Origin of the sequence: Bacillus sp. MUM 116, from assembly GCF_001866655.1 — a bacterium.
Lineage (GTDB): Bacteria > Bacillota > Bacilli > Bacillales > Cytobacillaceae > Neobacillus.
The window spans coordinates 85,323-97,369 of record NZ_MLYR01000029.1 but is presented as its reverse complement, the minus strand read 5'-3'; the positions used below and the strand labels follow the sequence as shown (position 1 = coordinate 97,369).

The window sequence follows — 12,047 nt, the reverse complement described above, 5'->3', positions numbered from 1 at the left end:
TACAGTAATGAAATTTACATATTTTCTTCTACGTTTGCGATATTTGATTCCTGGGTGACATTCCCATTTCGTTTCAATTTATTCCAACCAACTGCTACTCCCCTTAATGCCGAGAAGATTGATTTGATTACGACATACGTCATGATCTGCTTGTACAAAATTCTCTGCAGAAATAAGGAAGCTAGCGGTTTAGGGTTTTCTTTCTCCAATCGGAATGCGTAAACACATGTAGTGAAATCCAGTAAGTAAAATAGGGTAAATACAATCGCTGCTCTTCCCGGGTGATCGCCAAATAGAGCGATAATGAATAAGAGATCCGCAATTGGCGATATCGTTTGATAAAGATATTGGAAAAGCCACATGTTTGGCAGGCCGATATATCCTAATGAAGGATGTTTTTTATTGAATAAAGCCCCCCGATGTTTCCATAAGCATTGCAGAGTACCATAAACCCAACGGTAACGCTGCTTTGCCAGGCTTTTAAGATCCTCCGGTACTTCGGTAAAGGCATAAGCTTTTTCTTCAAATTCAATCTTTTTCCCTTGGCGTAAAAGGGTAAGGGTGATATCGGTATCTTCTGCAAGTGTATCCTCCTGAAAATATCCAGCTTCTTCTACGTCGCTCTTTCTCCATGCACCGATTGCACCTGGCACAACGGTAATGCAATTGAGCGTAGCAAAGGCTCTTCTCTCCAGGTTAAAGCCGGTCACATATTCGATATGCTGCCAGTTTGTCAAGAGGTTACCTTTATTCCCGACTTTTACATTGCCTGAAACGGCCGCTACTTTTTCATTTTTAAAATGATTTACTAGCAGGGAAATTGCATTTTCCGCAATAACTGTATCCGCATCAAGTGCAACCACGATTTCTCCAATTGCTTCTTTAAAGCCAAGATTCACAGCAGAAGATTTTCCGCCATTCGCTTTTTTAATTAATCGTACTTGAGAATGGTCCACATAGGTTTTTTCAACAAAATCTGCTGTGTCATCCTTTGAACCATCGTCGATCACTAGCACCTCAAATTTAGTGTAATCACTGGATAAAATCGAATCAATCGTTTTGGAAATAACTTTTTCCTCGTTATAGGCAGCAATCACAACACTGACAAAAGGGGTAAAACTAGGGTCAATCTCCGTTTTTTTATACCTTTTTACTTGTTTCCTAGAAAGGAAGATGAAGAGGATAAGTCGTAAAATTCCTAAAACTATCGCAGAATAGAAAAGTATACTTAACCAAAAATGCCAAACTTGCGCAAGCGTAAATACCGCTTTGTCATAGACAAAATATGGCCGGTCCGCATCGGCAGGTGGCATAAATTCCTGATTATCTTTACCGATTAGCTGAGCAATGGTGGTAAAGGTGTAGCCACGCTTTTTCAATTCTTTAATAAGGATCGGCAAAGCCTTTACGGTGTGGGAGCGGTCACCACCGGCATCGTGCATCAGGATAATATTTCCATTCGGCAGTTGTTCTACTACTCGCTTAACGATCTCTTTACTAGAAGGTTTTTGCCAATCTTCAGAGTCAATGGCTTCACCAACCATGGTATAACCCATTCCCTGCGCCCTTAATATCGGCAATAGCTCGTTCTTTGTACTCGGTTCTGCATCGGCCACATAGGGCGGACGGAATAGATTCATGGAATGACCCGTAATTTCCTGAAAAAGCCGTTGGTTTGCATTTAGTTCCATTTTAGTTTGTGTTGGTGACGTGGAAGCAACATTCGGATGGGTAAAGGTATGGTTGCCAATTTCATGGCCTTCATGATACATCCTTTTAACCAGTTCAGGGTATTGCAATGCATTTTGCCCAACGATAAAGAAGGCTGCCTTTATATGATTTTTGTCTAAAATGTCTAATATTTGTGTCGTGTATTTTGGGTCAGGTCCATCATCAAAGGTAAGTACAACTTTCTTTCCTTCCACATTACCAAAACGAACCACTTCGAACGGCTTTGGTAATTTTGTATAGGTTTCATTTTGTATCCAACCCTGTGAATCGGTTTGAATTGTTCTATTTCCATTTTCTGAGGGTGACGCAATTTTTAAAATCTCTCCATCACCGGTATAATGAACAGGTTCAGGACTGACTAAGGTTTTCAATGCATTAGATGGATGGTCCATGACCTTTGGCTGATTCATATATTTCCAGATTGCAGGATCCTCAGAGCCAAGGCGCCAAACAGCGATTCCTTTTGACCCGGAAGCCATCGCAGCTTTCATTTGGTTATAAAAGGTAGCTCCATCTAAAAACCAAACAATATGGTTTTTTTCTTCTATTTTGTAACGGAAATAGGGGTTTCCTGCTTGCTTATTCCAATGGATTTGCAGATTCGTCCCCATTCCGAGCTCCATGACGTCTCCGAAGGTAAGTGTCTCCGCGGGCCATTTTGTGTTTTCTTCCCAGTCGTAACCGAAGCTTCCCAAACTGACAATTAATTTTTCAGATGGGATTACATGATTTAGATGATTTAAACTTGCCTTTGCCCAGTCCGTTGGAGCAACGGGTCCAGGTTTACTCGTTGAGTTGTGCTGATCATAGAGCATGACCAGCATTCGGTCAACAACTGCCGCCAAGGAAGAATAGTCAAAATTCGTGTTCATTGGCGGTACATCCATTGTGACCATCAGTCCGTGCTGATGAAAGGCTTTTGATACTTTATCGATAAAATTTGTTAAATTCGCTTTGTCTTTCGGCTGGATCTCTTCAAAGTCAATATTGATCCCATCAAAGTGATTGGTTCTCACGTACGTAAGCATTTGTTGAATAAAACGATCTTCAGCACCGGGAGTGGTAAATAATCGGTGAAGGGCTCCTCCATCCCATTTATTATGAATAAAATTATTCACTAATGGCAGTATTTTTACCTGATGTTTTTTTAACTCAGCTGTTATTGACGAATCAGTGCTGGCTTTCAAGGTAAGATTAGGTTTAAGCTGCAGCCACTCTGGAATTAAGGTTGTAATTGAGCCGATATGTTTTTTAAAAGAAGTTTTGCTGTTTTCATCCCAATTTACGTAAAAACCATATACTTCTTGTTTACCTGTCATTTGATTCCTTTGGACATTGGTCTGTTGAATAAGCGGGGAAGGGTTCGTTTTTTGAAACTGGTCGGCAAGATGTTTTTTATTTAAGGGTTGATTTATTGATACAATCCTGCTCGTTTCTGCGCTTTCATTCAATTGAAGTTTAGGAAAAATTGGATCATTATAAAGGCTGTCAATGAAAATCTTCGATACCAAAAGAATAAATATACTGAAGCCTGTTGTCATCCGGACAATAATTGACCAGCGTCTTTTCGCCGGATCAAGAAAAACATGCTCATGATCTCGTTCACTTTTTTTCATCCCTAAATTGTAAAACCAATGGAAGAAAAAGTAGCAGACAAGACCAACCAAGCCTCCCAAGATTCCAGTTGAAATCGATTGGGAAACCTGTATTTCCGTTTTTAGGGTAGAGGATAGCCAACGATTCATATATCCTTCCCAAATATCTAAATTAAGGAACGGCAAATGACGAACCATCGGAATAAAAATGGTGATCAACGTTCCAAAAAAAAGAGCGATAATATTTAAACGAAATATGAGCGAAAGTGCCAGCATTAATGGAATTCTGGCACTATATAAAGGTAAAAAACCCAAGAAAAAACCAAGTGTACTCGCCACCGCTCCGCCGTTTCCCGTAACAGGCGCAAACAACGACCGAACCATCCATCTAAAAATTCGATTCATATAACTCCTCCAGTGACAGGCACCGCCCGTGGACTTTTTAACTGAATGTCCGTCTCCAGTGGACATTGTTTTTCGACAAAAATTGACTGCCTTAAAAAGGTTAGGTTATCGTTGCTGGATTATGGGGGTAGGGGGAGATGTTTTGAAATTTTGATGGTAATGGACTACATATTGGGTAAAATTGCTTTGAAGGTTGAAGGTGAAATAAGAAAATATGACTAGTCACTTTACCCTCACAAATGATTTCTGTTGGTCGAAGTTTGTAAGGAAATCGTACATAGAAAGTTAAAAGGGGAAACAAATGAACAACCTAACCAAAGGAGCTCTTACTATGGTGTTAGTCGGATCGGTTACGTTTTCTGTTACTAACGCTTTGTTCGGAGATCATACGATGAAACAAATAACACAAGGAATGGATTCAACCCTCTCCAGAGAAAAACAAACAGGAGATAAGATAAACCAGTCAGAAAAAAAGGGGAATGTTCTAAAGAAAAATTTAGTGGATAACTCAAACAATGAGAGAAATAAGGGCGAGGTCCCAACGCAAAAAACAGCGAATAACATCAATCAAGAGAAAACAACGCTGAAAGTTTCTTTACAAAAAACAAAAGCAGAAACAGCTTTGAATGACCGAACAATAACAACAGTTATTAAAGAAATGCAAGTTACGAATTCCAATCCTATTACTTTCACTAAAACTTCTTATCCAAGTGACAGCAAGAGCAATAAAGCCAATACAGCAATTCAAAAGAAAACGACAACTGTTCGTGCTACTTCAAAGACAAGCAGTTCAAAACCAGAGACTATCAGTTCAAAGCCAACTACCGCAGGGACAAAAACAACTGTTCCAAACACAGTATCGCATGCAAAAACTACTAAGACTGGCTGGACGAGCAAGAAAACGACAACTCCTACAGCACCGGCTGCATCAAAAAAATCAACAGCAACAACAAGAACCAACCACGGACAACAAGTTTCTCAAGCTGCAAAAGAAAAGGCCGCAAGTCGTAAGGAGCAAAAAACAAACAACGGAAAGAAAAAGTAACTTTTTGACAAGGGGGCGTCAAGGGAAGGCGATTCTTATATACATCAAAGGTGCGGTTACGTGTGAACCTGGTTGACTTCATTCTCAGCAACTAGATTGGGACCAATATAGGTGATGGGTAAATAAAAGGAGAACACCTTCCTGTGATCATCACAAGTGTTCTCCTTTATTGATCCATATAAAGTTTTGATAACAAGTTATCAACTCTCTTTTCTAACTAGTCTATTTTCCTAATTTTCTACTATTTAATTAATACTTAACACATTTAAACATCATACGAACATTTTTCTTGGTATTTACCATAATTTTTTTTCGAAATTCCTTTGCTTTTTTGAAGGCTTCCATCATTCCTGCTGCTTTAATCTTAACTTCTCGAGAATCAACAGATTCATCAAGAAGAAAAATGTATTCTCTCATGTTGTCTTCACCTTTCAAATTATAATATTGTATTAGTATATCGCATGTTGTAATCGTTTACAATGCTTTTGTATACAAATCAAGTTTTTAACATGCATTTAAAACAGCGCAGGAGATAAGAGTCATGGCAGGAAAAGAAAAAGTACCAAACGGCAATTCATTTGGCACTTTTTTATCCCAGTGTATCTTTTTTGCTTGTGAAAATCTATTCGTAAAATCAAATTATGTTTAAACCCTTAATATTCGCCTTAATGATGATGTGGCTCCCATAATTCCAATGAAGATCCCAAAAATTAGAAGAATCAAACAGGAAATTGGAATCAGCGGGAGTGGGGACAGCAATTCAATAAAGTCTAGATTGATATATTTACTAAAATAGATGAAAACAAAGTAATAGCCAATCAGAATAAGAATACTTGCAACAAATGCCCCTAAAAGTCCGATGATAGACCCTTCAATAAAAAATGGAATACGAATAAAACCGTTTGTTGCTCCAATCAATTTCCTCAGTTGAATTTCTTCTTTCCTCGCTAAAACCGTTATTTTTATTGTATTCGTGACAGAATGAACGGCAGTGAAGGTAAGTCCAATAATAAAGATCGTCCCGGCTAAGCGGGCGATTTTTGTTGCCGTAACTAAGTGGCTTACAACAGTTTTTGCGTACGCTGTTTTATCCACTAATGGCAAGCTTTCTATTTTCTTGGCAACGCTCGCTACATCTTTCGGCTGTGCTGTTTTAATCACCAATTCATCATTTAATGGATTATCATTCTTTAATGTTTGAAAAGCTCCTCCTTCATCACCCAAGTTTTTCATAAAACTTTCAAGGCCTTTATGTTTGGAGATGAACGTAACAGAGGAGACATGATCGAATGTTTGAATGGTGTTAATTAAATTTTTAACGTCATCTGAATTGACATCTTTTAGATAGGCGTGTATCTCTACATTATTCTCTACTTTTGTTGTCATATGGTTTAAATTTAACAACAGTAAAAAGGTAAATCCAATGAGGAAGATCATCAAAGTTAAGGAGCTGACGGAAGCAACAGTCATCCAGCCATTCCTTTTAAAATTATTCATTCCTTCTTTGATGTGGCGATTTAAGTAAGTATCCTTTTTCAACTTGTTCGCACCTTCCTATGTTGATCTCGAAGAATGCTCCCATTATCGATTAAAATGACTCGTTTAGATGTTTGCTCAATAAACTCTTTATTATGGGTTGTCATGATGATGGTCGTGCCGAGTTTGTTAATCTCTTCAAAAACCTTCATGATCTCCCAAGCAGTTTTGCTATCTAAATTTCCAGTCGGTTCATCCGCAATAATCATTTTCGGATGGTTGACAATTGCTCTTGCGATTGCGAGCCGCTGCTGTTCTCCACCGGACAATTCTCTCGGAAAGTGACTTGCTTTCGCTTCAAGACCAACCATTTTAAGTGCATGAAATACATTGTCACGAATTTGGTTCATCGGTACCCCAATGGTTTCTTGTGCAAAAGCAACATTCTCATAAACGGTCATTTTTGATAACAAACGAAAGTCTTGAAAGACCATCCCAATTGATCGTCTTAGCTGGGGAATTCTCTTTTCTTTTAACGAAGATATGTTCATTCCGTTTACCGTTAATTCACCGCTTGTCAGTTTTTCTTCCCTTGTTAATAATTTAATAAGGGTTGATTTACCCGCACCGCTCTCGCCGATTATTAACACAAATTCATCATTTGTGATTTGAAGATTGATGTTTCTTAGGGCATGCACGCCATTGGGATAGATTTTTGTTACTTCCTGAAACTGAATCAATGTACTCAAACCTCTTTTCAAAAGGTGATTGAATGAACTATTCAACTGGAATATCTAATTTCCATAAATCATACTGATAGATAATCTTAAGTAATTTATTTGCATATTCCGGGTCAGTCGCATATCCGGCATCATGAATACCATGGGCATAGTCTACAATATTCGTAACATCCTTTAAATATTTTTGATACCTTGACGTCAATAATAGATTAGCATGGTCTAGCATACTATCATAATAGGTTTTATATTTGGCAAATTCAGCCGTTATGACGATTTTTTCTCCATTTACGTATTCGGTTGTTTCTACTTTGACTGAACCTGCTGTGCCTTTTCCTTTAATGCCAAATAAATTTTTTGCGTTATAAGCAAGGCCGGATAAACCATTATAGCTGCCCGAACTTTCTAAAATGATTTGGCCCAGCGTAATGCAAGCGGGTACTCCGGTTTTCTGTTGAAGTTTTTGTGAATCAGCAACAAATGGGGCGATGATGGAGTTGATCACTTGACCATTAGCTGCTTTTTCGCTGTTACGATTATTGACCCATGATTGAATTTCCTTTTCATTTTTTTGCAATAATTCAAGGGCAATGGTTTTTTCTTGTTCTTCTTTTTCTAATTGTTTTTTCTTCTTTTCCAGGACCTTAGCCAATTTTTCTTTTTCTTTTTTGCTGTGCTCTTGGCTTACTTTTATCGCTTCTAGATCTGCTTTTTCTTTACTTGTAGACTCTTTCAATGTTTGGACTTTTTCTTTAATGTTTGCTACTTCGTTTTGATCTGCAATGTACTTTTCAATAAATTGCTTATCTTCGTTGACGATTTTGTCATATGCAAAAAAATGATCAATAAACTCTCCGAAACTATTAACTGACAGAATTACATTTAAGAAGGACATTTGACCATCCGTTCGATAATAGGCAGCAACCCGGTCTTTAAATTCATCTTTTCTATTATTCAGTAAAGTAGTGATTCTTTTTTCTTCCTTATTTAGGCGGTTCATTTCAGCTTGAATTTTATGTAACTCATTCTCTTTTGTTTGCAGTTTTGCATTTGATTCTGTAATTTGTTTATCAAGTTCTTTTATTTTCTTTGCAGTTGCCTCTATTTCTTCTTGGACTAAAAGTTTTTGTATTTTAACTGCTTTAAGATCAGATTCGATTTGTTTTTTTGAATCTTGAGAGGGGGGAGAGTTAATGCTCTCTGCACTTGCTGCTAGCGGAGCTGTCATGAAGGTAAGAAAACAAGCAGATAATAATATTTTCTTTTTATCCATTGTTCATTTCCTGCCTTTTTATAGTTTAATGGATTGCTTATGTATTAGATTAATATTATAAATTCAACAAATACAAAATGGTACTATATGTATCTTCCTTTTGATATTAACAGAACTAGGAATAAAATACCATGTAGATTTTGTAACGCTTAGTAAACAATCTTGTTTCAACGGAGGGGGGATGTGTAAAAATGGTCTTTTTATGCAGCATGAAGACCAAAGCTTATTAGTAGTGTGGTAGATTTATCCAGTTTTCGGTTATTTATAAAAAAATCAGTAAGTAATTTAATTACTTGCTGATTTTTCAAAAAGCTACTCTTCATACACCATCACATCAAACCCAGCATTCTTCGCTTTGGCGGCTAAATCGTCTGCATTTGCTTTTGTTGCGAACGCCCCAATTTGGACTTTGTACAGACTATCTTTTAAAATAACAATAGCGTCGAAGCCCTTTGCTTTTGCCTTGGTGGCAAGGTCGTCTGCATTTGCTTTTTTACTGAAGGCACCAATTTGCACTTTATACAGAACAGTAGGTTTTTTCGTTAATTGAAAGGCCTTTTCTAATCCATTCGCATGTCCTCTAGCAATCTTCGTTAAGAAACTAGCGTCTTTTAGTTTTGCCGCATCACTCGCAGTATCGATAAACCCATTTTCCGTTAACAATGCCGGCATATGGGATTCCCGTAAAACGTGGAAATTAGCTGACTTTTTACCTCGATTAACGAAATCCACAACTTTTAGCACTTCGCCATGAATAATATCCTGGTATGTGGTAGTAGGGGCACCAACACCTGGATAAATATAGCTTTCAAAGCCTGTCCCACCGCCGGCATTTATATGAATTGAAAGATAATAGTCTGCCTTCCAATTATTTGCAGCATCAGTTCTTTCAGTTAAACTTACTGTCTCATCACCTGTTCTGCTTAATTTGACGGTAACACCATCATATTCATTAACTAAAATATCTCCTAAAGTCGTAGCGATTTTTAAAGTAAGATTTTTTTCCTGCAGACCATTTCCTGTAGCACCTGTGTCTGAACCTCCATGTCCGGGATCGATAAAAATTTTGACCATTTTTCATCACCTCCAATCCTAGCATATTGGTTTATTGATGAAATGCTTGTACAAAAATACTAATGGTCAAAAAATATGCTATAAAGCTGATCGTAATAAAGTCCAAACTAAAAAAGAATCAACCACAAATATATTAGTGCTTAAGATTTGTGTTTCTTAATGTAATACAAGTATAAGCTTGGCTTTATATGTGAATAACAAAGAAATGTGAAATTAACAACCAATGACAGAATTCTTCTTCCTTAAAAATACGATAGAATTTTAGGGGAGGGATTGGGGAGGTTCAATTGCTATCGCTATTCCTTTAATTCATGTAAAATAAATTTAGAAAAAGATTAAAAAAGACGGAACAAAGTATGGAGGTTTAAAGGTGACATATCATCTACATCAGAGGTTTAAAATGTTTGCTTTAAATTCAAATCCTAAGCTGGCAGCTGAAATAGCTGAGCTTTTAGGCTGCGAGCTGGGAAAGAACTCCACTACACGCTTTAGCGATGGGGAAATCCAAATACATGTAGAAGAAAGTGTTCGCGGAGGATACGTGTATTTAATTCAATCCACTTCCCAGCCGAATAATGAACATATCATGGAGCTTCTCATTATGATTGATGCCATGAAAAGAGCTTCCGCAAAAAGAATCAATGTGGTAATGCCTTACTATAGCTATGCACGTCAGGACCGAAAAGCACGGTCGCGGGAACCGATCACAGCGAAACTGATTGCGAATCTATTACAAAAAGCGGGAGCAACCCGATTGCTTACAATCGACTTCCATTCACCGCAAGAACAAGGCTTTTTTGACATCCCGGTCGATCACTTAACGGGTATTCCGATCCTGGCCGAGTATTTTAAGAAAAAAGAATTAGAAGATATTGTAGTGGTTGCACCACATAATGGTGTCGTGACCAGAGCGAGAAAATTGGCAGGACCATTGAATGCTCCTATAGCCTTAATTGACCGCAGGAACCCGGAATCCAATGTGTCTGATGTATTGAATATTATTGGGAATGTTGAAGGGAAAAATGCAATTATTATTGATGGCTTAGTGGACACAGCCTCCAACATTACTTTATCGGCGAATGCTTTGGTAGAGGCAGGTGCAAAAGCGGTTTTTGCCTGCTGTACCCATCCGGTTCTCTCAGGACCGGCAATTACCAGAATTCAATCCTCCCCGATTAAAGAATTAGTCGTCACGAACACAATTGATATTCCTAAAGAAAAACTGATTGATAAAATTACGGTTTTATCGGTTGCCCCGTTACTAGCAGAGGCAATTGATCGAATTCACAACGAAAAAGCAGTAAGTCCATTATTTGAATAGGTTTATGCTTCTAATATAAGGTATCCCTGTTTTCTAAAAGGGGATACCTTTCTTTTATTAAAACAGTGGTTGGATTGCTCGGGAGCAGTGTCCATGCAATGTAGTTGGAGAGATACTTTTCTAAAAAAGCAGGGGGGAAAACAAAATAGTTGGAAGATTCACTCTAAAGGAGTATAATTAATCGAAAAAGTGGAGAGGGAGACGAGTAGAGTATGACGAGCTTGAGTACAGAAAACAAAGGTTATTTTGGTGAATTTGGCGGAAGTTTTATTCCAGAAAATCTCCAAGAAGTAATGGATCACTTAGAGGAACAATTTTTGCGATATAAAGATAATCCTGAATTCCAGGAAGAATTTAAATTTTACCTAAAGCAATACATCGGAAGAGAAAACCCGCTCACATTTGCAGAAAACTTAACACGTAAAGTTGGCGGCGCAAAGATCTATTTAAAACGGGAAGATTTAAATCATACAGGCGCACATAAAATCAACAATGCCATCGGACAAATTCTTCTTGCCAAAAGAATGGGAGCAAAAAGAATTATTGCTGAAACAGGTGCCGGACAGCATGGAGTAGCCACCGCGACAGCATGCGCAATGTTCGATATGGAATGTATTATATACATGGGCAAACTTGATACTGAGCGCCAGGCATTAAATGTTTTCCGAATGGAATTACTAGGTGCTAAGGTCGTTCCCGTAGAAAAAGGGCAAGGCCGTCTGAAGGATGCCGTTGACGAAGCTTTGGCAGACTTAGTACAAAACTATAAAAATACTTTTTACTTACTTGGGTCTGCTGTTGGCCCGCATCCGTATCCAACCATGGTCAAACATTTCCAATCGATCATTAGTGAAGAGTCAAAACGGCAAATTCTTGAGCAGGAAGGGAAACTCCCAACAGCTGTGATTGCCTGTACCGGCGGCGGAAGCAATGCCATTGGTGCGTTTGCTCACTATATTGATGAAAAAGATGTAAGGTTAATTGGAGTCGAACCGGCAGAAGCACCAACATTAACAGAAGGGGTTCCAGCTATCATCCATGGTTTCAAATGCCTTACTTTGCTTGATGAGAATGGCGAGCCACAGCCTACTTATTCGATTGCGGCGGGACTTGACTATCCGGGTGTAGGTCCTGAACACAGTCACTTAAAAGTTAGCGGCAGAGGGGAATATGTGACAGTAACAGGACAGGAAGCGTTAGAAGCATTCCAGGTATTGTCTAAAACAGAAGGAATCATTCCTGCCTTAGAAAGCTCACATGCTGTTGCCCATGCAATTAAATTAGCAACAGAACTATCCAAGGATGATATTTTGGTAGTAAATCTTTCCGGCCGTGGCGATAAAGATGTAGAACAAGTTTTTCATATGTTAAAAAATAACTAAATAAAATA

Annotated in this window: 9 protein-coding genes; 3 read left to right on the top strand and 6 right to left on the bottom strand. The window is 38.1% G+C overall.

Translation table 11 applies throughout. The annotated features are described in order from the left end of the window. Positions 1-14: 14 nt before the first annotated feature. Entirely contained in the window at positions 15-3,347 is a 3,333-nt protein-coding gene (locus tag BIV60_RS08355; protein ID WP_071355295.1) for a trifunctional glycoside hydrolase family 18/polysaccharide deacetylase/glycosyltransferase family 2 protein, read from the bottom strand. 775 nt (positions 3,348-4,122) lie between these two features. On the opposite strand from BIV60_RS08355, the gene BIV60_RS08350 reads away from it, so the two are divergent. Then, positions 4,123-4,776 (top strand): hypothetical protein, encoded by a 654-nt coding sequence (locus BIV60_RS08350; protein ID WP_141770428.1) that lies wholly within the window; start codon positions 4,123-4,125, stop codon positions 4,774-4,776. A 249-nt stretch (positions 4,777-5,025) separates the two neighbouring features. On the opposite strand, the gene BIV60_RS29555 is transcribed toward BIV60_RS08350, so the two are convergent. From BIV60_RS29555 to BIV60_RS08330, 5 genes are all read right to left on the bottom strand, one after another. Continuing rightward, positions 5,026-5,193, bottom strand: a complete 168-nt coding sequence (locus BIV60_RS29555; RefSeq protein WP_177177249.1) for a hypothetical protein — start codon at positions 5,191-5,193, stop codon at positions 5,026-5,028. A 228-nt stretch (positions 5,194-5,421) separates the two neighbouring features. Then, complete coding sequence (ftsX, locus tag BIV60_RS08345; RefSeq protein WP_071355260.1) at positions 5,422-6,315, bottom strand: permease-like cell division protein FtsX; 894 nt, start codon at positions 6,313-6,315, stop codon at positions 5,422-5,424. After that, complete coding sequence (ftsE, locus tag BIV60_RS08340; protein ID WP_071355259.1) at positions 6,312-6,992, bottom strand: cell division ATP-binding protein FtsE; 681 nt, start codon at positions 6,990-6,992, stop codon at positions 6,312-6,314. Before ftsE ends, ftsX begins: the two co-directional genes overlap by 4 nt. A 37-nt stretch (positions 6,993-7,029) precedes the next feature. Next, positions 7,030-8,262 carry a glucosaminidase domain-containing protein gene (locus BIV60_RS08335; RefSeq protein WP_071355258.1) on the bottom strand — a complete coding sequence of 411 codons (1,233 nt, stop codon included), beginning with the start codon at positions 8,260-8,262 and terminating at the stop codon, positions 7,030-7,032. Positions 8,263-8,574: 312 nt separating this feature from the next. Continuing rightward, positions 8,575-9,336: an N-acetylmuramoyl-L-alanine amidase gene (locus BIV60_RS08330; RefSeq protein WP_071355257.1), complete on the bottom strand. Its 762-nt coding sequence runs from the start codon at positions 9,334-9,336 to the stop codon at positions 8,575-8,577. Positions 9,337-9,706: 370 nt separating this feature from the next. On the opposite strand from BIV60_RS08330, the gene BIV60_RS08325 reads away from it, so the two are divergent. Both BIV60_RS08325 and trpB read left to right on the top strand, forming a co-directional pair. Beyond that, complete coding sequence (locus tag BIV60_RS08325) at positions 9,707-10,657, top strand: ribose-phosphate diphosphokinase (RefSeq protein WP_256218344.1); 951 nt, start codon at positions 9,707-9,709, stop codon at positions 10,655-10,657. A 212-nt stretch (positions 10,658-10,869) separates the two neighbouring features. Further along, positions 10,870-12,039, top strand: coding sequence for a tryptophan synthase subunit beta (gene trpB, locus BIV60_RS08320; protein ID WP_071355256.1), 1,170 nt, complete (start codon positions 10,870-10,872; stop codon positions 12,037-12,039). The last annotated feature ends 8 nt before the right edge of the window (positions 12,040-12,047 follow it).